The organism is Corynebacterium pelargi (genome assembly GCF_014635485.1).
GTDB lineage: Bacteria > Actinomycetota > Actinomycetes > Mycobacteriales > Mycobacteriaceae > Corynebacterium > Corynebacterium pelargi.
The window spans coordinates 13,360-36,507 of sequence record NZ_BMCX01000003.1 but is presented as its reverse complement, the minus strand read 5'-3'; the positions used below and the strand labels follow the sequence as shown (position 1 = coordinate 36,507).

17 protein-coding genes are annotated in these 23,148 nt (G+C 58.0%); 11 read left to right on the top strand and 6 right to left on the bottom strand.

Annotated elements, in window-relative coordinates; translation table 11 throughout:
* Positions 1-107: 107 nt before the first annotated feature.
* The gene (locus IEU99_RS06590) at positions 108-2,162 is read left to right on the top strand and encodes a glucose PTS transporter subunit IIA (RefSeq protein ID WP_128889933.1); all 2,055 of its coding nucleotides are present in this window, start codon (positions 108-110) and stop codon (positions 2,160-2,162) included.
* A gap of 60 nt (positions 2,163-2,222) precedes the next feature.
* Here the strand turns inward: IEU99_RS06590 and IEU99_RS06585 are convergent, their stop codons facing one another.
* The 3 genes from IEU99_RS06585 to IEU99_RS06575 form a co-directional block, all read right to left on the bottom strand.
* Complete coding sequence (locus IEU99_RS06585) at positions 2,223-3,104, bottom strand: DUF4862 family protein (RefSeq protein ID WP_128889932.1); 882 nt, start codon at positions 3,102-3,104, stop codon at positions 2,223-2,225.
* Between the two features lie 13 nt (positions 3,105-3,117).
* The gene (locus IEU99_RS06580; protein WP_128889931.1) at positions 3,118-4,596 is read right to left on the bottom strand and encodes an MFS transporter; all 1,479 of its coding nucleotides are present in this window, start codon (positions 4,594-4,596) and stop codon (positions 3,118-3,120) included.
* 69 nt (positions 4,597-4,665) lie between these two features.
* A complete protein-coding gene (locus IEU99_RS06575) occupies positions 4,666-6,966 on the bottom strand; it encodes an exo-alpha-sialidase (protein ID WP_229718416.1) in 2,301 nt (766 codons plus the stop codon).
* A 134-nt stretch (positions 6,967-7,100) separates the two neighbouring features.
* Between IEU99_RS06575 and coaE the strand changes: the two genes are divergently transcribed.
* The 3 genes from coaE (at position 7,101) to IEU99_RS06560 (ending at position 10,391) form a co-directional block, all read left to right on the top strand.
* On the top strand, positions 7,101-7,700 hold the full coding sequence (gene coaE, locus IEU99_RS06570) for a dephospho-CoA kinase (protein WP_128889929.1): 600 nt from the start codon (positions 7,101-7,103) through the stop codon (positions 7,698-7,700).
* Between the two features lie 5 nt (positions 7,701-7,705).
* Entirely contained in the window at positions 7,706-9,811 is a 2,106-nt protein-coding gene (gene uvrB, locus IEU99_RS06565; RefSeq protein ID WP_128889928.1) for an excinuclease ABC subunit UvrB, read from the top strand.
* A 139-nt stretch (positions 9,812-9,950) separates the two neighbouring features.
* Positions 9,951-10,391 (top strand): universal stress protein, encoded by a 441-nt coding sequence (locus IEU99_RS06560; protein ID WP_128889927.1) that lies wholly within the window; start codon positions 9,951-9,953, stop codon positions 10,389-10,391.
* A gap of 53 nt (positions 10,392-10,444) precedes the next feature.
* Here IEU99_RS06560 and IEU99_RS06555 read toward each other — a convergent pair whose 3' ends face one another.
* The 3 genes from IEU99_RS06555 to IEU99_RS06545 all read right to left on the bottom strand — a co-directional run bounded on the left by IEU99_RS06555 (position 10,445) and on the right by IEU99_RS06545 (position 14,394).
* A complete protein-coding gene (locus tag IEU99_RS06555) occupies positions 10,445-12,682 on the bottom strand; it encodes a HelD family protein (protein WP_503826567.1) in 2,238 nt (745 codons plus the stop codon).
* A gap of 137 nt (positions 12,683-12,819) precedes the next feature.
* Positions 12,820-13,662 carry a DoxX family membrane protein gene (locus IEU99_RS06550; RefSeq protein WP_128889926.1) on the bottom strand — a complete coding sequence of 281 codons (843 nt, stop codon included), beginning with the start codon at positions 13,660-13,662 and terminating at the stop codon, positions 12,820-12,822.
* A gap of 117 nt (positions 13,663-13,779) precedes the next feature.
* Entirely contained in the window at positions 13,780-14,394 is a 615-nt protein-coding gene (locus IEU99_RS06545; protein WP_229718414.1) for an MBL fold metallo-hydrolase, read from the bottom strand.
* Positions 14,395-14,628: 234 nt separating this feature from the next.
* Here IEU99_RS06545 and uvrA point away from each other — a divergent pair, with 234 nt between their 5' ends.
* The 7 genes from uvrA to pheS all read left to right on the top strand — a co-directional run bounded on the left by uvrA (position 14,629) and on the right by pheS (position 23,090).
* Positions 14,629-17,478 (top strand): excinuclease ABC subunit UvrA, encoded by a 2,850-nt coding sequence (uvrA, locus tag IEU99_RS06540; protein WP_128889925.1) that lies wholly within the window; start codon positions 14,629-14,631, stop codon positions 17,476-17,478.
* Between the two features lie 309 nt (positions 17,479-17,787).
* Complete coding sequence (gene infC / locus IEU99_RS06535) at positions 17,788-18,309, top strand: translation initiation factor IF-3 (RefSeq protein WP_128889924.1); 522 nt, start codon at positions 17,788-17,790, stop codon at positions 18,307-18,309.
* A 34-nt stretch (positions 18,310-18,343) separates the two neighbouring features.
* A complete protein-coding gene (gene rpmI, locus IEU99_RS06530) occupies positions 18,344-18,538 on the top strand; it encodes a 50S ribosomal protein L35 (RefSeq protein WP_123960306.1) in 195 nt (64 codons plus the stop codon).
* Between the two features lie 61 nt (positions 18,539-18,599).
* Entirely contained in the window at positions 18,600-18,983 is a 384-nt protein-coding gene (gene rplT / locus IEU99_RS06525) for a 50S ribosomal protein L20 (protein WP_123960305.1), read from the top strand.
* Positions 18,984-19,084: 101 nt separating this feature from the next.
* Positions 19,085-21,043, top strand: a complete 1,959-nt coding sequence (locus IEU99_RS06520; RefSeq protein ID WP_128889923.1) for a hypothetical protein — start codon at positions 19,085-19,087, stop codon at positions 21,041-21,043.
* Between the two features lie 113 nt (positions 21,044-21,156).
* Positions 21,157-21,987, top strand: a complete 831-nt coding sequence (locus tag IEU99_RS06515; protein WP_128889922.1) for a TrmH family RNA methyltransferase — start codon at positions 21,157-21,159, stop codon at positions 21,985-21,987.
* A 65-nt stretch (positions 21,988-22,052) separates the two neighbouring features.
* Positions 22,053-23,090, top strand: a complete 1,038-nt coding sequence (pheS, locus tag IEU99_RS06510; protein ID WP_128889921.1) for a phenylalanine--tRNA ligase subunit alpha — start codon at positions 22,053-22,055, stop codon at positions 23,088-23,090.
* Positions 23,091-23,148: the final 58 nt, after the last annotated feature.

Here is a 23,148-nt window from a genome sequence, read left to right as displayed (position 1 = left end):
TTGCCCGCATGAACATTATGATGTGATTGTTTTCCGGTTTTAGTTCCGTATGTGACTGTTACAACATTTCGGGCGAAGAACCTCCATCCTCTCTTGAAAGGTGACTCATGGCGTCTTCTGTGAAGCAGACTTCAGAGTTCATCCTGGACAAGGTCGGTGGCGCTGAGAACATCGTGTCGCTCACGCACTGTGCAACACGACTTCGTTTCCAGCTCGCAGACCAGTCCAAGGCTGACCAAACCGCCCTCGACAACAACCCCGACGTGCTCGGCGTCGTCCCCCAAGGCTCCACCGGCCTGCAGGTTGTTATGGGTGGTGCTGTTGCGAACTACTACCAAGAACTGCAAAAGCTCACCGGTGGTGAAACCAAGAAGGCCGCGAGCGGCAAGAAGGAATACGGCGGGGCTCGCGGCAAGTACTCGTGGATCGACTACGGCTTCGAGGTGCTGTCTGATACCTTCCGCCCAATCCTTTGGGCTCTGCTCGGCGCATCGCTGATCATCACCATGCTCGTGCTGGCCGATACCTTCGGCTGGCAGGACTTCCGTGCAGAACAGCAGCCGCCGACCTACCAGTTCATGCACGCGATGTGGAACTCCGTGTTCTACTTCCTGCCCATCATGGTGGGCGCTACCGCAGCTCGTAAGCTCGGCGCTAATGAGTGGGTCGGTGCAGCAATCCCTGCAGCTCTGATGACTCCCCAGTTCATCGCCATGAAAGAGCTGCCGGAAACGGTAGTCTCCCAGGCCGCCAATGGTGCCGACGTGTACAAGGTCACCGTCTTCGGCCTGCCCATGGTGCTCAACGACTACGGCGGACAGGTGTTCCCACCGCTGCTCGCCGCGATCGGCCTGTACTGGGTAGAAAAGCTCTTTAAGAAGATCATCCCTCAGTCCGTGCACATGGTGTTCGTGCCATTCTTCTCGCTGCTGATTATGATCCCGCTGACGGCCTTCTTGCTCGGCCCCTTCGGTATCTACACCGGCGTTGGCATCTCCAACATGCTCTCCGCCATTAACAACTTCAGCCCGCTGATCCTGGCGATCGTCGTACCGCTGCTGTACCCATTCCTCGTGCCACTGGGTCTGCACTGGCCGCTGAACGTGATCATGATCCAAAACATCGCAACCCTGGGCTACGACTTCATCCAAGGCCCCATGGGTGCATGGAACTTCGCCTGCTTCGGTGTGGTCACCGGCGTGCTCATCCTCTCCATCAAGGAGCGCAACGCCACCATGCGTCAGGTTTCCATGGGCGGTATGATGGCCGGCCTGCTCGGCGGTATCTCTGAGCCTTCGCTCTACGGTGTGCTGCTGCGTTTCCGCCGCTCCTACCTAGCACTGCTTCCCGGCTGTGCCATCGGCGGTTTCATCATCGGCCTCTTCGACGTCAAGGCAAAGGCCTTCGTCTTCACCTCCTTGCTCACCTTCCCTGCGATGGAGCCAATGGGTGGCTACCTCATCGGTATCGGCGTTGCCTTCTTCACCTCCATGGCCTTGGTCCTCGTGATGGATTACCGCACCAAGGAAGAAAAGGCTGAGGTGCTTGAGCGCCTCGCCGCAGAATCCGCAGCCGTTGAATCCGAGTCTGCTCAGGAAGACGCCGCCACCACCGCTGCTCCTGCTGCCGCTGGCGCTGCAGCCGCAGGTGGGGTTGCTACCGCCACCAAGCCTGTAAAGACCGCACTGGAGCCCGGTGCGCTGACCCAAATCACTGCTCCGCTTGAGGGCAAGGCAGTGCCGCTGTCTGAGGTTCCCGATCCCATCTTCGCCGGCGGCAAGCTGGGCAAGGGTGTCGCCATCGTGCCCTCGGGTACTGAGGTCGTAGCACCTGCCGATGCCACCGTACTCACCGTGCAAAAGTCCGGTCACGCAGTTGGCCTGCGCCTGGATTCCGGTGTGGACCTGCTGGTGCACGTCGGTATCGACACCGTCCAGCTCAATGGTGAGGGCTACACCGTCCACGTAGACAAGAAGCAGCACGTCAAGGCTGGCGAGAAGCTCATCAGCTTTGATCCTGACTTCATTGAGTCTCAGGGCTACAACCTGATCACCCCTGTGCTGGTGACCAACACTCCGAAGTTTGCTGATGTGGAAGGCACCGCCGTCGACCACGCCAATGCAGACAGCGTGGTCATCACCACCCGCGCTAAGGACGCCTAAGCGCACAGCCCAAAATTAATGCCGTTGCCCCGATCAAAGGGCAACGGCATTTGCCATGTATTAGGCCTGGCAGCAGCGATAAATGCGTTCGATCATGGCCAAGCGTTGCTCAAGGCTGGCATCTTTGGGCGCACAACATTTAGCGCCTAGATAATCCACATCACCGGCAAGCGCGCATGACTGCGCTACCTGTTCGGGCGTCATCAACGAGGCGGGCTCATCAAGGCTTAAAGGCAAGTGCCCATCGATCCAAGCCGGGCCGTATTGCGTGGTCTGCGGGGAGGCCCCAGAAAAGATCACCCCGGCAAGCACGCCGCTTGCCTTGGCCTGGTTAACGTGCTGTTGAGGCCGGATATCACCGCGGGAACCTACCGCGGAGCGCCCCCAGTTCAAAGAGCAATGCAGGCCGAGTTCTTGGGCAATGGCTAATTCCTCTTCGAGCAATAAAAAGCCCTTTTCTGCTTCATGCTCATCGGATCGCTCATCGCAATGCTCAATCACGATCTTGGCACCACACCAATCCCAGGTGAGCAGTTCTTTCAGCGATGCCTGGAAATCCTCGGCAGTAGAGCGATTGCTCGGCGCAGAATGCAACGCCACCCAGTCGAAGATATGGCCATGCTCGCGGTGCATCGCCTCAAGGGAATTGCGAAGCTGGGCACAAAACTCCATGGCCTTGGCCCTGCCGGCGGCAGTGGGAGATCCAAGCCCGAAATCGGGATCATCCCACACATTGACCATGGTGCCTGGAATTGCGGTGAGCACGCTGTGCTGGAACCGTCCCTCTAACAAGGAGCCGAGGAAACCCTCGTGCATCTGGCCTGGATACGGCACCTCGAGTCCATCCACCCAACCGGTTTCAGCCAGCAGGTCATAGTAGCGACGCTGCGCATCAAGCTCGGGTGGTTGGGAGGCATATGCTCCTACAACAAAGTACGACATGTTGGTGCACTTCCTATGCTTTCGCGATGATCTCGTCATTGCCGTCTTCGGGGCGAACCGCGGAGGCGTCGACAAGCTTTTGCAGCATCCGAGGCAAGTTCAGTCCGATGGAAAGCACCACGATGCCAGCGAAGCCCACGGAAAGTACGGCCAAGGCGCCACCAAAACCAAGGGAACTGCCAGCCAGCGCGGCACCGAGTACGGGGCCTACGGCACCGCCTAAGGCGCCAACGTTATAGCAAAAGCCCAGGCCAGCGGCGCGACGTTCGATGGGGAAGTAGGAGGCCACCCACTTGGGCAAAAGGCCCGAAATGCCCTGGCCAAACATCTGATTGACAAAGAGCAAGATCGCCACGAGTGCTACCAGCTCGCCGTTTTGCATAAACAGCGGGAAGACGATGGTTTGGGAAATGATGATGGAGATGGCATACCAGCGGCGCATGCCAAAACGGTCGCCGGCAAAACCGGCAATGATATAGCCCAAGGCGTTACCAAAGCCTGCGAAGGTGATCACGTTGGCCACGGTGTTGGGATCCATGCCTACGTCTTTGAGGTAGGTGGGCAGGAGTCCTTGGATAGGCCAGGTGTACATGAAGGAGGCGAAGATCGTCACCATGATCGCAACACCAATGACCCAACGCTTCGGATCGAATTGGTAGACGAAGAAGATGAAGATGCCGGCGCAGATTACACTCAGCGGCACGATCACCGCGGCACCAACAAGGCGCGAGAAGATCAGCAACAAAAACAGCGCGGCGAGCACCACGAGTACCAAGTTGAGCACGCGACGAGAGCCGCCGAAGAGCACCGCGAGCATATCGTGTTTGGTGTCGGAAGACTGCTGGCGCTCCTCCCAATCATCGGCCTCGGGCAGGGAACGGCGCATGTAGATGGCCACCACGATGGGCACGATGCCGGTAAGGAAAAGCGCGCGCCAACCCCAGCCCGGGTGCCAGCTTTCTACCCAAGCCACCAGGTATTTATCTACCTGTGCTGCCAGAATCACGCCGAAGGCGAAACCGGAGAGTAAAAAGCCCGAGGCCTTGTTGCGCATGTGCTTGGGCCAGGATTCGATGATGTAGGTGGCCGAGGAGGAGTATTCGCCGGCCATGGCAAAGCCGATGATGAGGCGGCAGATAAATAGCAGCCAGAACCCTGGCGAAAACGCCATGAGGATAGATCCTGCTGCAAAGAGGATGATGGAGGCCACCATGGCTGGTTTGCGGCCCATCTTGTCTGCCATGGCACCAAGCACGAGGCCGCCGAGCCAGCGGGAGATGAAGGCAGCAGAGACAAGCGCTGCTGATTGCACGAGGCTGAGGCCGAAGGCATCGCGGATTGCTGGAAGTGCAAAGGAGATGAGCACGAAGTCGTAGCCATCGAGCAAGACGCCGAGCCAAGCGGCAAAGAATGCCTTCCATTTTTCTTTGCTGAGCTGCTTATACCAGGGGAGTTGGGCAGTGGCAGTTGGTACTGCCCGGTCCGCATTCATTGCATGTGTTCCTTTATGTTCAAGGGGCTTGTGTGAGGGGCTTGTGTGAGGGGCGAGCGTGAAAGGGATTTAGCTCGAGGTTTGGCGCGAAGCGAGGAGCCAGGCAAGGGGGATCCGGCTAAAAAACAGGCCCTGGGTTTCGCGTTCCCACAACAGCCCAATGTCGCCATTGTCCAGTTGCGTCATGCACTGATAGACGTAGTGCCGAGGCTGGAATACGCGGTTATGCGGCCAAGTGCGGCCTTCATCGAAGCTCAGGCGCAATACCCCGCAACCGCGGAAGGGCAGCATCTGTGAGGCATTGGCAAACACCACTGCGGGCTCGCCTGCCACATCAACTTCAATGGCATTTGGCTGAGAGAAGATCTCTGTGAGCTCGGGGTGGTAATCAACGTCGCCCCAGGTGGCGCCTCCATCGGTGGATACTGCGTGGCCGACGCGCCCGGAGGGGTGCTGATTGCGCATGTACACATGCACGCGCCCGTGGGAATCTTCTACCAGCACGGACTCATGCAGGGATCCACGGTCGTCTTCAAGCGCGCGCGAGTCGAGGGTGGCGCCAAAAAGCTCTCGGCCATCATTGGGCGAGGCGCCGCGGTGCCAGGTGGATCCGGCATCGTCGCTGTAGAGCGCACAGCAGGAGAAAGTTTTGCCTTCTTCATGGTTGTAGTAGGCGGGCACGAGGATCCTTCCGGCGTGTTCGCCGTGGCGCAGTTGGATGCCGTTGCCAGGCGAGGTGCCGATAAAGCGCATCCATGGTGCCTTGATATCCGCGGTGATATCGACCGGATCGCTCCACGTTTCGCCGTCGTCATCGCTGGTGATCATCTGCACATAGGCGCTGCGGTGGCTCAACAGGCTCTCGTTGGGGTCGACGCCGTAGGCGAGGTAGATATTGCCTGCGGGCTGATCGTTTTCAGCAACGTTGCCCTTGGCATCAACGCGGTATTCGGTGCTGTGACCATCGAGGGTGACCACGCTGCCATCGGTGTTGAGCAGGAATTGCTCACCCTGGCGGTTATGCAGCAGCATGCGCCGTTGATCATCAAAACCGGTGCCTACTTCGCAGTTTGGTTGGCCAATGCCGCCGGGGAAGTGATCGATGAGCACGATCACTTTGCCGCTCTCGCGGTCTTGAACAAGTACGGAGTCGATGACGCTGGCGCCCTTACGGCCTTCGCCGGGGTATTCGATGAGCGTTTGCATCGGCTCCCAGGTGCGGCCATCGTCGAGGCTGCGGCGTAACACGAAGTCGATATCGTTGGGGCTGTCGTTGGCGATGCTGACTCTGCGATCTGCTCCCGCAAGAATCACGCCCGATGCGAGCCGGAGCAGGGAGGGGATGCGGTAGCTTTTGGATCCATGAAATCCAGTATCAAATAGTGCCCTGGTTTCGATGGGGCTTACCCCGGCAAGGCGCTTGACCTGGGCGTCGCTGAGCACTGCGTCGAAAATCGCCGCGGTTTGGGCCTCGCCAAAAAGCCGTGCTTGTTCCAGGTTCATGCCCACGGTCACGGCTTTGATGGGGGCGACATCGGCAAAGAAGCATGCCCCAGGGGCCAGTGCCACTTGGTAGCCATCCACATACAGCACCAAGGCGCCGCGGCCGGATACTAAGACCACATCGTGCCATTCGCCATCGTCCCAGTGGCCTGGGGCTTCAACGCTTGCCAGCGTGGTGCCTTGGTCTTTGGCGCTATAGCGCAATCCGCCGTTGATCATCTCCAGGGTGAGGGTGCCGTGCTCGCCGCCGGCTTCGATGATGGTGCCGCCTTGGCCTAGACCGCGGGAGCGAAAGCGTGCACGCCAGGCGCCGGAATGCAGTGCGCCGCAGCGTTGTGCGTCGCGATCAGACAGGCGAGAGGCTGCGAACTCCACAAAGGGTGCCGCCGGGTGAGCTTTGGCTACCATCTGCGGGGCTTGGAGGGCTTCTTCGAACACGTCCAATGCGCTGACCTGCATGATGCCCGCAGGATCGGTGGCAATACGTTGAACCTGGAGTTCCTTGAACCAGCCAATCGGGGTGGTGTGAAACGCTGCGTAGCCATCGAGGTAGAGCGCAAGGCCTTCGGCGCTGGCCACCAGGCCGAGGGTGTGGGGTTTGCCGTCGTCAATACCGAGGGTGTCTTCGGCGTCGATGTGGCGTTCTTGCTTGTCGACGCACACCGCGCCGTCAATCCTGCCTCCTGCAATGCCTAATTCGATGTGGCCACAGGCGCCGTCGATACGCAAGAGTGTGCCGTCGATGGTGGAGCTGAATTGCAGCAGGAGGGTGCCGTGGCTGCACTGGGCGAGGGGTTCGAGAGCTGTGCCTTCGATTGCTTGGGGTAGTGGTGCATCGATATGCAGTGAGGGTGAAAGTGCGTTCACCGGGGTCCTCCGCATCAGAGAGATAATTGTAGGACGTCTGACAAGTTCAGTTATATAGGAATTGTGACCCGCCTGCATCGACCTTGGCAATGTGGCGTGTGTTACGTTTTCTACTTCGCTACAATGGCGAAACTATGAAGATAGGACTGACCGGCGGAATCGGTAGCGGGAAAAGCACAGTGGCTCGACTTCTGCGCGAACAAGGTGCGAATATTATCGACGCCGACCAAGTCGCCCGCGACGTGGTAGCGCCGGGAAGTCCGGTCCTAGCCGAACTCGCCGAGGCTTTTGGCCAAGACATCATCGAAAGCGATGGCAGCCTACGCCGCCAAGAACTGGCAAAGCGTGCCTTTCGCGATGAAGCATCCACCGCGAAGCTCAACGCCATTACCCACCCGGCCATCGCCGAACGCATCAAAACGATGCTCGAGGCTGCCAATAGTGCCGATGAAGCAGCCCTCGTGGTGCTCGATCACCCACTGCTGCTTGAAACCAACTCCGATGCCTTGGTCGATCGCGTGATCGTGGTCGATGTTCCAGCAGATGAGCGCATCCGCAGGCTCGTGGCCTACCGCGGGTTGGAAGCATCCGATGCCAAGGCCCGCATCGAACGCCAAATGCCGGATGAGCAGCGTCGCGCCCGCGCTGATTATCTCGTGGATAATTCAGGCGATGAACAAGCGCTTGAGGCCGAGGTGGCCAAACTCTGGGAGTGGTTGCACGCGGTACAGTAGTGCCCATGGCTTTTGCTTCTGAGCACCCCGAAAAGATCAACGCCGATTTGGAAGATTTCCGCCCCGTCGAGGAAGTGGAACGCAGCGATGGCGTATTCGAGGTGGTGTCTGAATATGAACCCGCCGGCGATCAACCAACGGCCATCGCCGAGCTGGATCAACGCCTCAACCAAGGCGAACGCGACGTGGTCTTACTTGGTGCCACCGGTACCGGTAAATCCGCGACGGCAGCGTGGCTGATTGAAAAACAACAGCGCCCCACCCTGGTCATGGCGCCCAATAAAACTCTGGCTGCCCAATTAGCCAATGAGTTGCGCCAATTACTGCCCAATAACGCGGTGGAGTACTTCGTAAGCTATTACGACTACTACCAACCCGAGGCGTATATCGCCCAAACCGATACCTACATCGAAAAAGACTCCTCCATCAACGACGACGTAGAACGGCTTCGCCACCGCGCTACGAGTTCGCTGCTTTCTCGTCGCGATGTGGTGGTGGTCAGCTCCGTTTCTTGCATCTACGGCCTAGGCACCCCGCAGAGCTACCTGGATCGTTCGGTGGTGTTAAAAGTAGGTGAAGAAGTAGAACGCGATCGCTTCCTGCGCCTCTTAGTGGATATCCAATACGCCCGCAATGACGTGGGCTTTACCCGCGGCGCCTTCCGGGTGAAAGGGGATGTGGTAGACATTATCCCCGCCTATGAAGAACTCGCCGTGAGAGTGGAGTTCTTCGGCGATGAGATCGACTCCCTGTACTACATCCACCCGCTCACAGGCGATGTGGTGCGACAAGTCGATGAGATCAGGATTTTCCCAGCCACCCACTACGTGGCAGGGCCCGAACGGATGGAAAAGGCCGTCGCGGATATCAAAGAAGAGCTCGCCGAACGCCTCGAAGATCTAGAAAACCGCGGCAAATTGCTCGAAGCGCAGCGCCTTCGCATGCGCACCGAATACGACCTGGAAATGATCGAGCAAGTGGGCTTTTGCTCCGGCATTGAGAACTACTCTCGCCACCTCGATGGCAGGCCTGCCGGATCCGCACCGGCAACGCTTTTAGATTATTTCCCTGAAGACTTCCTCACCATCATCGACGAGTCCCACGTGACCGTGCCACAGATTGGCGGCATGTTCGAAGGTGATATGTCGCGAAAGCGCAACCTCGTCGAATTCGGGTTCCGCCTGCCTTCCGCGCTGGATAACCGACCATTGACCTGGGAAGAATTTGAAGCGCGCGTCGGCCAAACCGTCTACCTTTCGGCCACACCCGGCGACTATGAGATGGCTGCCGCCGGCGGTGAGTTTGTAGAGCAGGTCATTCGCCCCACCGGCCTGTTGGACCCCAAGGTGGATGTGCGACCCACCAGGGGGCAGATCGACGATCTCATCCACGAGATCCGCGAACGCACCGCGAAACAAGAGCGCGTCTTAGTCACCACCTTGACCAAGAAGATGGCAGAAGACCTCACCGATTATTTGCTGGAAAACGGCATCAGGGTGCGCTACCTGCACTCCGATATCGACACCCTGCAGCGCGTCGAGCTGCTGCGCCAACTGCGCCTGGGTGAATACGACGTGCTTGTTGGCATCAACCTCCTGCGCGAGGGCCTCGACCTGCCCGAGGTATCACTGGTGGCGATCCTGGATGCGGACAAGGAAGGCTTTTTGCGTTCTACTCGGTCCTTGGTGCAAACCATCGGTCGTGCTGCCCGCAATGTTTCGGGCGAGGTCATTATGTATGCCGATAAGGTCACCGAGTCGATGCAATACGCCATCGATGAAACGGAACGCCGCCGCGAGAAGCAGATCGCCTATAACACCGAGCACGGCATTGATCCTCAGCCCTTAAGAAAGAAGATCGCAGATATTTTGGATCAGGTGGCAGAGGCCAATGGGGAAGAAGTACCAAGTGCGAGCGGCGATACCTTGGTGGCGCAACGTCGCGATGTATCGGCCATGCCCACAGAGCAGGTGCGCACCCTCATTGATGAACTCAGCGCTGAAATGGCGGCCGCAGCTAGGGAATTGAAGTTCGAACTAGCTGGGCGGCTTCGCGATGAGATCGCGGATCTGAAGAAGGAATTGCGTGGCCTTGAAGACGCCGGCATGTAATCTGCCAGATCCAACACAGTGCTCCAGTGATGCGCTGATACTCACCTTGGCGTGCACGTGGCCGGGAAGTTGTTAGACTTGGAGCATTGCGAGCCTCAAGGGCTCTTTGAATAAACATATTGCTTTCAGAAAGGTTCTCATGAGCGATTACTCCACCATCGTTGTTGGCACTGACGGCTCCAAGTCCTCCATGCTTGCCGTGGAGCGTGCCGCTAAGATCGCCGCAGCGTTCGACGCCACCTTGATCGTCGGCTGTGCCTACTACGAAAGCAAGGAAGACGCTTCGAAAACGCTGCGCCAAGACTCAGTAACGGTGCTGGGTAATGACCCAGCGCAGCAGAACCTGGACAAGGCAGCAGAGCACGCACGCGCTGCCGGTGCACAGAAGATTGAAACTGCAATCCGCCCCGGCACCCCGGTTGAAGCGCTCATGGCTATTGTCAACGAAAACAGCGCCGACCTGCTCGTTGTGGGCAACCGCGGCATTAACTCGCTCACCGGTCGCCTGCTCGGCTCGGTGCCTGCCGATGTAGCTCGCCAATCGGACTGCGATGTGATGATCGTTCACACCGTGAGCTAAGCAAACACCTGCAAAACAACACCCGCCTTCCCTTCAAGGAAGGCGGGTGTTTGTTATAGGGGAAGTTCGCCGATAACGCTCAAGGTCTGAGTTGCGCGGGTGCAGGCCACATAGAGGTTCTGCCACCCTTGGGGTGACTCTTCCACCATGGCCTTCGGATCAAGCAACACGACATGGTCAAACTCCAGGCCCTTGGCGGCACTAATGCCAAGGATGCCTTCACCAGCTAAGGCATCCGGGCCGATCACGGCACACAGCCTCTCCGGCTCGCGCTGTTGTATCTCCCGGGCAATCGCGAGCGGGTCACTTCCCTCGGGGAAGTAGCGGATGGGCTCATTGGAACGTCGTAAAGCTTGGGCTTTGGGGGCATGAGGTGCATAGACATCGAGCACGCGGTGGGCAAGCTCCATGATCTCGACCGGGGTTCGATAATTCACGCTGAGTCGGTGGGTATGAAAGCGGTCTTGCACATAGGGCTCAAGCGTGTCAGCCCACGCATCGACACCGGCAGGCGAGCCGGTCTGTGCAGGATCGCCCACAATGGTCATCCAACGCGAGGGACTCCGGCGAAACACCATGCGCCACTCCATCGGGGTGAGCTCCTGGGCTTCGTCGATAATGACGTGCCCAAAGGCCCATCGATGGTCCTCTGCAGCGCGCTGGGCAGTGCTGCGCTGGTCGCGCACCTCCTGACGAGCCGCCAAGGTCTCGGCATCCACCACATCATGGGCAGACAAAATCTCAGCATCGGCTTCATCATCGAGGTCGGTGTTCTGGGAACCGGTCAGCACATCGAGGGCCTCGGCGGCTTCCGCCACCTGCTCACGCCAACGCTTGCGCTGGGCCTCCAATTGCTCTTCCGGATCAAGACCTCCGATTCGGGCGGCGAGTTCATCTAACAAAGCCGCATCGGAGGATGCCCAAGCATCACCATCGCGCCGATAGAGGGCTTGCTGGGTATCTTCGTCATAATCAAAGGCAATGGCCCGGATCAGCGATGGATCTTCAAAGAATTCCGCCAGCACGGTGGTGGGGGCAAGCTCCGGCCAGAATTCAGCACAAAGCTGCTCAAAGATCGGCGCTTGGCGCACATCATCGTGCAACTCAGCTAAGTCGCCTTCGCCCAGCAAGTTCTTCCCGCCAAGGGGATCGGCGCCGATGCGATCGCGCATGGCGTTGGCGATCTGCTCGGCAAGCGCGGTGCAAAATGCCGGACGGGCCTCATTATGCGGCTTTCGGCTCCTCCTTGCGCGGGTGCGAGCGGCCTTGACCATCGCCGGCTCAAGCGCAAGCTCCAAGCCGTCGATAGTGATGCTTCGCGTGCTCTCCGGCAACTGCTGGTGATGTTTGATCAGGCGATCAATGAGCACCACCATCTCCTCGCTGCCCTTGATTTCCCTGGCCAGTAGGGACTCCTCCGCAGTGGCTTCGACCCCTGGGTAGAGATCCCCAACGGTAGAAAGCACCACGCCCGTTTCACCCAGTTCCGGCAGCACCCGCGAGATGTACTCCAAGAAGGTGGCATTGGGGCCGAGGATCAACACGCCGGTCTTGGCTAGTTGCTCACGCCAGGTATAAAGCAGATAGGCAATCCGGTGCAAGGCCACCGCCGTTTTACCCGTGCCAGGGCCACCTTCTACCACCATCACACCGCGGTGCTCATCGCGGATGATCTGGTCTTGTTCGCGCTGAATGGTCTGCACAATTGAGGCCATATGGCCAGTGCGCGCGGCTTCGAGCGCATCGTGCAAGGCAGCCTCGCTGGTTACACCGGAACCTTCGGCACTGCCAGGGCCTGACAGCACTTCATCGTGAACGCCAGTGACCTTCGTGCCTTTGGTGCGGATATGACGCCGAAGCTGCACGCCCTCTGGGTGCGCGGTGGTGGCCAGATAGAAGGGGCGAGCCATGGGCGCACGCCAGTCGAGCAGCAGCGTGCGGTAATTATCCTCGCGGTCCATCAGCCCCATGCGCCCGATATAGCGACGATCTACACCAGGTTGGCCCTCAACCGGGTTATCAATCAGGTGTTCCGGTACATCGGCTACATCGATGCGACCAAACACCAACCCAAGCTGCGCAAGGTTCAGCCGATCGATTTTCTCGTTCAGGCTGTGGTACTCGGTTTCGCGGCGCACGAGTGCCTCGGCATCGGGGTTGCAGGGATCTACCTCGAGCATCACGGCCTTGAGCCGCGCATTTGCCTGGGCAACTTCTTGGTCCAAGGTAGCGATGAGCTTATCGACGTTTTCCTGCTCGGCAACTAACGCCGCTTGATCTTGCTTGGGAATGCTCGCATCCTTTCTGTTGCTCTCCGGATCAGGTACAACGCTGCAAGGGCTCTGTTTTGTTCCCCGGCACACCAACGCCCCACCGAAGCAAGAGTTCCGGCGGGGCGAATGGTGAGGTGTTGATCGTTGCAGACGCCTTAGATGTTCTTCACGCGCTTCTGGGCCTTCTTCAAAGCCTTTGCTGCGTCCTTCTGCAGCTTGCCGTAGCGCTTATCGGCCTTCTTGGCTGCACGGCCAGATGCCTTCTCGGCGTCTTCCAATGCGGCCTGTGCACGATCCTGAGCCTTGGCGGCAGCCTTCACAACCTTCTTCTTGGCTACCTTGGAGTTCTTCTGAGCGCTCTTGAGCCAGTCGTCTTTGTTGTCGTCAACATAATCCTTGGCGTTGCCGGCAACCTCGGCGACCTTATCGGAGGCATCGCCGATCCAGTCCTTGGCAGATGCAGCGAAAGCAGAAGCCTGCTCCTGAGCGTTCTCGGTGAACTTCTCGGTCTCAGACTTGGTGGGCAGCGCCTTTTGCACCTTCTTATTGGCCACCTTGGCAGCGTGGCCTGCGCGCCACTTCAAGCCTGGCTTGCCTTCGGTATCCAGGCTGGTGATGGCCAGGCCACCGATGAGCGCGAGGTTGGTAAGGAAGCCCTGGCGGCGCGAAACCTTCTCCTCGCGGGAATCAGCAGCCCAGAAGGCGTTGCGGGTGATCAAGCTGGGCAGTGCAAGCAAAGCCAGCACAGCGGCAGACAGGCGAGGAGCCTTGCCAAGAGCCAGCAGGGCGCCGGCGCCGATCTTGGTGCCGCCAACAGCCTTGGCCACGGTCTCGGGGTCCTTCGGGATGAAGGTGCGGTACTGACGTGGCAGCAAGGAACGGACGTTATTTACTACCGACTCGGTGGCATCGACGTGTGCCTGGGTGTTCATGACGGTATCGGCACCATCGGCGATATATACCGATGCGATCATCGGTCGTGCGAGCTTGCGGATCATAAAAAGAAATCTCCTTGAGATAGATGCAAAGCGTTCTTGTTGGGGGAGTATAGCGCTCGATTGCCAAGATGAACGCATAAAGCGCCACCTTGTGCGAAATTGTTTATATTTTGTTGCTTAGTAACCGCGTTCGCGCCACTGGTCGAGCTGTGGTCGCTCCTGGCCAAGCGTGGTGGGCTTGCCGTGGCCGGGATGCACGATGGCCTCATCTGGATAGACATCGAAGATGCGCTCCTTGACGTCGGAGAAGAGCTGCTCGAATTCCTCGGGGGAATTGGTTTTGCCAACTCCGCCGGGGAAGAGGCTATCTCCTACAAAGAGGTGCGTGGTGCCGTCAATGTCGCAGGACAGCGCCAAACCGCCAGGGGTGTGGCCACGAAGAATATGCGCCTCAAGCTGGAGGCCTTCGAAATCTAAAGCGTCGCCTTCCTCCAGCGCAATATCAACTTCTGCCGGTAGTGCTGAGGCATCCGGGGCAGGAGCAATGTGGGTAGCTTGGGTACGTTCGAGCAGCTCTTCTAGGGCGCGCACATGGTCCCAGTGCTGGTGGGTGGTCACTACCGCGGTGATGGTGGCGTTGTGGCGCTTTGCCAATGCGAGCAGTTCCTCGGTGTTATCGGCTGCGTCGATAAGCAAAGCCTGATCGCCACGGACGAGGAGGTAGCAGTTGTTGTCCATATCGGACACCGAGATTTGGTCGAGGATCGTGGTGTTGCTTGAGTTTTCTTCCATGCTGAGAAAGTGTAGCGCCCCAAGCCCCATAGTGTTCGGCCATCTGTTCGATATATTGCTAGAATGGGGCCTCATGGGCCCGGCAGGGATGGCCGCAATGGCAAGAAGATGCAATTTTTCTCCCAAGCCATGCGCTGTAATAGTGGGGTCACAACCCCTTGTAAAAAACGTAGAGATAAACAACCAGCGCATCTCGGGCGCAGCGAAGAATAACTTATAGAAGGTGCAAAGTACGTGGCTGATCGTTTGGTAGTACGCGGAGCAAGAGAACACAACCTCAAAGGCGTTGATATCGACTTGCCACGCGATGCCCTCATTGTGTTTACCGGCCTTTCGGGATCGGGCAAATCCTCGCTCGCATTCGACACCATCTTTGCCGAGGGTCAGCGCCGCTATGTCGAGTCACTTTCAAGCTACGCGCGGCAGTTCCTAGGCCAAATGGATAAACCCGATGTGGACTTTATTGAAGGCCTTTCGCCTGCGGTGTCGATTGACCAAAAATCCACCAACCGCAACCCGCGTTCAACCGTGGGCACCATTACCGAGGTGTACGACTATCTGCGTTTGCTTTACTCGCGCGCAGGCACCGCGCACTGCCCAACCTGTGATGCAGTAATCCAGCGCCAAACACCACAGCAAATCGTGGATCAAGTCCTCGAACTTGAACAAGGCACGAAATTCCAGGTGCTCGCACCAGTGGTGCGCACCAGGAAAGGGGAGTTTGTCGAGCTTTTTGCCGAGCTTGCTGCTGAAGGCTTTGCCCGCGTGCGCGTTGATGGCCAGGTGTATCAACTCACCGATCCGCCGAAGCTGAAAAAGCAAGTCAAGCACGATATTGATGTGGTTGTAGACCGTCTGCAGGTCAAAGCCTCGCAGCGTCAAAGGCTCACCGATTCCGTCGAAACTGCCCTTGGGCTTGCCGACGGCGTAGTGGCGTTGGAATTCGTCGGCCTTGATCCGGAAGATCCGAACCGCATTCGTCGCTTCTCCGAAAAGATGGCGTGCCCAAATGGCCACACGCTCGATATTGACGAGCTGGAACCGCGTGCCTTTTCTTTTAACTCCCCATACGGTGCGTGCCCTGCCTGCGATGGGCTCGGCACGCGCACCGAGGTGGATGTAGACCTCATCATTCCCGATGAAGACGCTCCCGTTATCAAAGCGGTACAGCCGTGGAATGCCAGCCCCAACCACCGTTACTTTGAAAAGCTCATCGAGGCCCTAGCCAAGGCTATGGACTTTGATCCGCGCACCCCCTACTCCCAACTGAGCAAACAACAGCAGCATGCCCTCGTGCATGGCAGCGACCAAGAAGTCGCGGTGCGCTATAAAAACCGTTATGGCCGCATGAGGAGCTGGTCTGCGCCCTTCGAGGGAGTTCTGGGGTATATCCAGCGCAAATTGGATCAAACCGATAGCGAAAGCCAGAAGGATCGCTTATTGGCCTACACCCGAGAGATTGCCTGCCCAAGCTGCCAGGGGGCACGCTTGCGCCCGGAGGTATTGTCGGTTCGCCTTGCCTCAAGCTCGCATGGTGAGCAGTCGATTGCCGGCTTAAGCGCCCTATCGGTTGCCGAGGCTGCGGAATTTCTTCATACCCTGCAGCTCGGTGCGCGCGAGGAAATGATTGCCGGGGCAGTGCTCAAAGAAATCCAGGCACGCCTGAAATTCCTGCTCGATGTTGGCTTGAACTACCTCACCTTAAATCGCGCAGCAGGCACCCTTTCTGGTGGTGAGGCACAGCGCATTCGTCTTGCTACCCAGATTGGTTCCGGTCTGGCCGGGGTGCTCTACGTCCTAGACGAGCCTTCGATCGGCCTGCACCAACGAGATAACCAACGACTCATTGCCACCCTGGAGCACCTGCGCGATATTGGCAATACCTTGATCGTGGTCGAACACGATGAAGACACCATTCGTGCCGCCGATTGGTTGGTCGATATTGGACCTCGGGCAGGTGAATTTGGCGGTGAGGTCGTCTACCAGGGCGAGCCTCAAGGCATCAATGAGTGCGAGGCCTCCGTAACTGGCGCCTACTTAAGCGGGCGCAAGATTTTAGGCGTGCCCGAGCAGCGTCGCGACATTGATAGCGAAAGAATGCTCAAGGTTATCGGCGCGAAGGAAAACAACCTGCGCAATATCGACGTCGATATTCCACTCGGCGTGCTTACCTGCATTACTGGCGTATCCGGTTCGGGTAAATCCACCTTGATTAACCAAATCTTGTCCAAGGTGCTGGCTAATGAGCTCAACCGTTCACGCCAGGTGCCCGGCAGGGTCAAGCGCGTAGAGGGCATGGAGCATCTGGATAAGTTGGTGCAGGTAGACCAATCACCAATTGGGCGCACCCCACGCTCAAACCCTGCCACCTATACCGGTGTTTTTGACAAGATCCGCAACCTCTTTGCCGAAACCACCGAGGCCAAGGTGCGAGGCTATAAGCCCGGGCGTTTCTCCTTTAACGTCAAAGGTGGCCGCTGCGAGGCGTGCCAGGGTGATGGCACGCTGAAGATCGAAATGAACTTCCTGCCGGATGTCTACGTTCCCTGCGAGGTGTGCCAAGGTGCGCGCTATAACCGGGAAACCCTTGAGGTGAAGTACAAGGGCAAGAACATCGCAGAGGTGCTCGATATGCCCATTAGCGAGGCAGCGGAGTTCTTCGAGCCGATTACCTCGATCCATCGCTACCTCGCCACCTTGAACAAGGTGGGCCTAGGCTATGTGCGCCTTGGGCAGTCGGCCACCACCTTGTCCGGTGGTGAAGCTCAGCGCGTGAAACTGGCATCGGAGCTGCAGAAGCGATCCAATGGGCGCACCATTTACATCCTCGATGAGCCCACCACCGGGTTGCACTTCGAAGATATCCGCAAATTGATGCTGGTGATTCAGGGCCTGGTGGATAAGGGCAACTCAGTGTTAGTGATCGAGCACAACCTGGACGTGATCAAGGCCGCCGACTGGATCATTGATATGGGCCCAGAAGGTGGCTCTGGTGGTGGCCAAGTGGTAGCCCAAGGAACGCCCGAGGAGGTTGCTCAAGTATCCGGATCGCACACGGGGCAGTTCCTCAAAGAAATCCTCTAAGTTCGTGTCGCGTTGCATCTCGGGTGGGGATACTGCTAAGGTATCTTCCACTACCGCCTACTAAGGGTTTTGCTCTGTAGTAGGTCGCAAGTGGAGATCATCCCACCCGAAGCCGCTGAGTACTCCGGTACAACGCTGGACAAGGGTCAAGGTAAAGGACACACGCGGTGTTGCGTATGTCTGGAACACGATCTCCCGTTCACCCCGAGGGTGAACGGGTTTTTCGCATGAGCGCACATGCTCATCTTGTGAAAACCCGGCGATTGACGCGGTACGTCAAAAGTTCAATTTGCTACTTGAGGAGTCCCCATCAGCGCTGAAGCTCGCATTAATGAGCGTATCCGAGTCCCTGAGATCCGTTTGGTTGGCCCAAATGGTGAACAGGTAGGCATCGTTCGAATCGAGGATGCACGGAAGCTCGCTTATGACGCAGATCTTGACCTGGTTGAGGTTGCGCCCAACGCGAAGCCTCCGGTGTGCAAGATCATGGACTACGGCAAGTTCAAGTACGAACAAGCCCAGAAGGCTCGTGAGGCTCGCAAGAACCAACAGCAGACCGTTGTGAAGGAACAGAAGTTCCGCCCGAAGATCGATGATCACGACTACGAGACCAAGAAGAACAATGTGATTCGCTTCCTTGAGAAGGGCTCGAAGGTCAAGGTCACCATCATGTTCCGCGGTCGTGAGCAGTCTCGCCCCGAACTTGGCTTCCGTCTCCTTGAGCGCCTCGCTGATGACGTCGCTGATTATGGCGTGGTGGAAACCAAGCCGAAGCAGGACGGCCGCAACATGACCATGGTCTTTGGTCCTGTGCGCAAGGGCAAGAAGTAGAAACGTAACAGATTCGAAAAAGGACGTTAATCCAATGAAGCAGAAGACCCACAAGGGCACCGCTAAGCGCGTCAAGATCACCGGTTCCGGCAAGCTCCGTCGTGAGCAGGCTAACCGCCGCCACCTGCTCGAGGGCAAGCCCTCGACTCGTACCCGCCGCCTGAAGGGCACCGAAGACGTTGCCAAGGCAGACACCAAGCGCGTGAAGCGCCTGCTTGGTCGCGGTTAATCACCGCCAACACAATCTTCAGTTCCCAATAACACACCAAATAGATTAAGGAAGTTTTCAAGTGGCACGTGTCAAGCGCTCACTGAACGCAAAGAAGAAGCGTCGCGATATTCTGAAGTCCGCTAAGGGCTACCGCGGCCAGCGCTCCCGCCTGTACCGTAAGGCCAAGGAGCAGTGGCTCCACTCCATGACGTACGCATACCGCGATCGTCGTGCCCGCAAGTCGGAGTTCCGCAAGCTGTGGATCACCCGCATCAACGCTGCAGCTCGCATGAACGACATCACCTACAACCGTCTCATCCAGGGTCTGCGCCTTGCTGAGATCGAGGTTGACCGCAAGGTGCTTGCCGATCTCGCCGTGAACGACTTCGCCGCATTCTCCGCAATCTGCGAGGCCGCCAAGGCTGCTCTGCCTGAGGACGTCAACGCTCCCAAGGCTGCCTAATACAAGGCACTGAGCTTTCAGCCCGGATTCCCCAAAGGGATCCGGGTTTATTTTTTGCTAAAAACCAGCAGTCGTGCAGCTCTCAATGTAATCTGTGCGACATGGCTTTCCCTTTGACCTTCTATGCAGCACCGCCGACCCTGCTGGCCTGCAATACCCCGCTAGCGGAAATGCTGGCCCAAACAGAGCCCGAAGAGTTACGGGTTCACAGTGAGCAAATGGTCCCAGTGGCGGCCGCGCTCGGGGAATTCCTTGGTACATCCATCGAGCCGCATCTGCTGATCGAGGTCGAAATCGAGGAAGAAGACTTCCACCAGGTAATGCAACTCGCCGAAGAGCTTGCGCAAGAACACCGGCTGGCAGTGCTGCTTGGATCGAGTGGCGTGTTGTTCAATTTCTCTGTGTGGCCCGATCCGGGAATCGCCCAAAGTTTCGTCTTTAATAGCCTCGGCTCGGTATGGAACCAGGTCACCGCTTCGGCGTTGCATGCAGCCTTTGAAGATGCGCTTCGTGGACCAGAACCGGAAGTAGTGGTCAGCTCCATGAAACCGGTGGAAGCGGAATCCTTCGGCCACGTGTGCGGCTTTAGCCCACGCCCAGACGGCAGCATAAGGGTGTTTAGAAAGGGCGAGGATTGGGAAGAAGAGACAACGACTGATTCCATCGATCGTGCCGTCGAGCTGCTCTTGCTCTTTTCCGACCGCTGCCCCGTCTTGCTTGATGCAGACTGGGAGCCTGCCTTCGACGTAGAACACCCCTCCGTCACACCCGCTGAACGTTTGGCGTTGCCGCTTCGAGCTTTCGATGCAGTAGACACACTCAAACCCGGCCAGATGCTCACCCTCAGTGATAACCCTCGGCAGCCGCTGAGCTATGGCCGCAACCGCAATGGTCAATGGGAGGCCATCTGGGTAGAAGACTTCAATATGCGCTATTCGCGCACCTTCGACTCCCTTGCGTCCCTGCTTGAGGTCGTGCAGATCTATGTGGCAGGGGAGATAGCGCCTCTAGCCCGCAACTGGGAAGTAGCCGACGATGTGTGGCACACCTCCCTCTGGACGATCAGTGCAGCCGAGTTGCCAGACAGAGATGAAATGTGGCGCGAAGCTTCGGTTCGTGCCTTCCATGAGCACATGCGCTTTGCAGAAACTGAGCCGAGCATCATGATGCAAAGCTTTATCGACGCAGCCAATGAGCGCATTGGCAGTGAGCTGCTGATCTCGGAGCAGCAATTAGAAGCCGCGCCCGTGGTCACCATCATGGTTGCAGCAGAAACCGCAGCCGCGGCCTTCGAGCGCTTATTGCACCTCGCCGAAGATCGCAATATTTCCCTGGTGGTCAATGGCGAGCTCGTGCTCTATAACCCCTCCGGGTCCGCAGAACCCGAGCGCGAATTGTGTCCATTGACGCTGTGGAATGGGCCATTCCCGGTAGGCCAGTGGAACTCCACTACTACCGCGTCCATCATTGAAGCTGCGCACCGATACCAACCATGGTTACGCCTTGAAGCCTCCTCGCCACGTTCCACCCCCTTGGCGCAACGATCCTCGTTAAGCACCGAATTTGACGAGGGAGGCTTCAGCGTCACACTGATGACTCCCACCACCGGCTACCGCAGCCAAGAGGTGCCTCTTTATATGGCATTCTTCACGCTCTACTGCTTGACTTTCGGCGTGAAATTCCTTGAAGAGGAATTCGCTTGGGACGAAAGCATCGCTTTAGGCGAGACGGAAGACCAGCCACGTTTCATCTTCGGTTCGAGCTGTTATGGCTCGCAGTATTTTGATCCCTGCTTGCTGGAACAGCTTCTTGAGGCCGGCCTGCCTAGTGTCAGTGATTGGATCGCGCTCAATGACACGCGCATCGTCGGCGACTACTGCCAGGTAGACCGCATCGGGGAACAGGAGTATCTGATCGAATGGGGCCACGACCTTGGTGAGGTCGAATGCTTCCAGATCAAGACCAAGGACTTCGGCTACGCCATCTCCCTATTAGAGCAGTTCAGTTCCGGGGATCGCGCCGACTTTGAGTCTTTGGATTGGACGCTGGTTCGTTCCTAGCGCTGTGCGCACGCAACAGCGTTGCGCAGCGCTAGCTTGGGCGTTTTGGGGCATCGAAGTCGATGATCGGTGCAACACCCATGCCATCGGAGGTCTGTTGCTACATTTGCCACATGGCCTCCATTGATTTTTCAGATCCATTTACTGAACGCACCCCGCGGGTGGTGCAAGCAGCAAAGCTGCACCGCAGCGCCGCCCGGAAGAAGGCGCAGAAGTTCATCGTCGAGGGCGAAAACTCAGTAGAAGCAGCCCTAGCCACAGGCTCCGCCACGGATCTGTTTATCACCGAGCAGGCGGCCACGCGGTTTGGCCACATCCTCACCTTGGCGCAGAACATGGGCGTGTACATCCATCCCATCAATAACCGCGCGGCGGCGCACATGTCTGATACCAAAACCACCACTGGTTTGTTTGCCATCTGCAATCCGGTGCTCTGGCCGGTCAAGCAGGCGCTTCGCGGCACACCGCAATTGCTCAGCATTCCAGTAGAAACCAATGAGCCGGGTAACGCGGGCACATTGATTCGTGTGGCAGATGCTATGGGTGCAGATGCTGTGGTGTTTGCAGGAGAAACGGTTGATCCGCAGTCCTCGAAGTGTGTGCGCGCATCTGCTGGCTCACTGTTTCATTTGCCAGTAGCTCGCGAAAACAATATTGAAGCAGTGCTCCAAAGCCTGCGCGCCCGCGGGATGCAGGTGCTGGCGACCAGTGCCGATGGAGAAGTAGACCTCGATGATGCCGAGGAACTGCTGGCAAAGCCCACCGCCTGGCTTTTTGGCAATGAGGCCCATGGCTTAAGCCCCGCATTGCTGGAACAAGCCGACCACCGGGTGCGTATCCCTATCCGGGGGCGTGCAGAATCGCTGAACTTGGCCACGGCCGCATCGATTTGCCTCTATGAGTCCTCGAAAGTGCTCCACGCGGGTTCGTCGAAAAGCGAGTAGCCACTACAAGGTATGATGGCTGGGTTGATTGCCTCGAAACTCCAACGTGAAGGGTCTACACAAGGGTGTCTGAAATCCAATTGAATGAAGAATTCCTCAACGATGCAGCCGCAAAGGCCGTCCAAGCCTTCACCGAGGCGGACTCGTTGGAGGAATTAGCTGAGCTTCGCCGGGAGCATCTGAGCGATGAGGCACCCATTCCTCAAGCTCGTCGCCAGCTCGGCAGCATTCCCAAAGAACAGCGCAAAGATGCTGGTCGCTTGGTCAATATGGCCCGTGGCCGGGTGGAGAAGGCCTTCGCTGAGGCCAAAACGCGCTTGGAAGAAAAGCGCAACGCCGAGGTGCTTCGCGCAGAGCGCGTGGACGTCACCGAGCCAACCACCCGCAGCCAAACAGGTGCACTGCACCCGATTACCACTTTGAGCGAGCAGATCGCCGATATCTTCGTTGCCATGGGCTACGAGGTTGCCGATGGCCCAGAAATCGAGGCGGAATACTTCAATTTCGATTCCTTGAACTTCATCCCCGATCACCCCGCACGCACCCTGCAAGATACCTTCCACGTGAGCGTGCCCGGATCCAAACAGGTGCTGCGCACCCACACCTCGCCTGTGCAGATGCGCACCATGCTCTCGCGCGAGGTGCCCATCTACGTGGTGTGCCCGGGTAGGGTGTTCCGCACCGATGAACTTGATGCCACGCACACCCCGGTCTTCCACCAGATTGAGGGCCTCGCCGTAGATAAGGGCCTGACCATGGCGCACCTTCGCGGCACCCTCGACCACATGGCCAAAACGCTCTTTGGCCCAGAAACCCGCACCCGCATGCGCACCAACTATTTCCCCTTCACCGAGCCCTCGGCGGAGGTGGACGTCTGGTTTGCCAATAAGAAAGGCGGCGCCGGTTGGATCGAATGGGGTGGCTGCGGCATGGTGAACCCCAATGTGCTGCGCGCTGCAGGCATCGACCCTGATGAGTACTCAGGATTTGCATTTGGCATGGGCCTTGAACGCACCCTGCAATTCCGCAACGGCTTAAGCGATATGCGTGACATGGTCGAAGGCGACCTTCGCTTTACCCTCCCGTTCGGAGTGCAGGCCTAAACGCCACCGTGGTGGTGCTGGCGCACGCGATGCGATACAGACCACCAAAGAGCAACGA

Coding starts and splice junctions, on each gene's coding strand:
- IEU99_RS06560 (WP_128889927.1), top strand. CDS start 9,951: ATGAGCGATTACTCCACCATCGTTGTTGGCACTGACGGCTCCAAGTCC.
- IEU99_RS06590 (WP_128889933.1), top strand. CDS start 108: ATGGCGTCTTCTGTGAAGCAGACTTCAGAGTTCATCCTGGACAAGGTC.
- IEU99_RS06585 (WP_128889932.1), bottom strand. CDS start 3,104: ATGTCGTACTTTGTTGTAGGAGCATATGCCTCCCAACCACCCGAGCTT.
- IEU99_RS06545 (WP_229718414.1), bottom strand. CDS start 14,394: ATGGAAGAAAACTCAAGCAACACCACGATCCTCGACCAAATCTCGGTG.
- uvrB (WP_128889928.1), top strand. CDS start 7,706: ATGGCTTTTGCTTCTGAGCACCCCGAAAAGATCAACGCCGATTTGGAA.
- rpmI (WP_123960306.1), top strand. CDS start 18,344: ATGAAGCAGAAGACCCACAAGGGCACCGCTAAGCGCGTCAAGATCACC.
- IEU99_RS06580 (WP_128889931.1), bottom strand. CDS start 4,596: ATGAATGCGGACCGGGCAGTACCAACTGCCACTGCCCAACTCCCCTGG.
- IEU99_RS06520 (WP_128889923.1), top strand. CDS start 19,085: ATGGCTTTCCCTTTGACCTTCTATGCAGCACCGCCGACCCTGCTGGCC.
- IEU99_RS06550 (WP_128889926.1), bottom strand. CDS start 13,662: ATGATCCGCAAGCTCGCACGACCGATGATCGCATCGGTATATATCGCC.
- coaE (WP_128889929.1), top strand. CDS start 7,101: ATGAAGATAGGACTGACCGGCGGAATCGGTAGCGGGAAAAGCACAGTG.
- IEU99_RS06515 (WP_128889922.1), top strand. CDS start 21,157: ATGGCCTCCATTGATTTTTCAGATCCATTTACTGAACGCACCCCGCGG.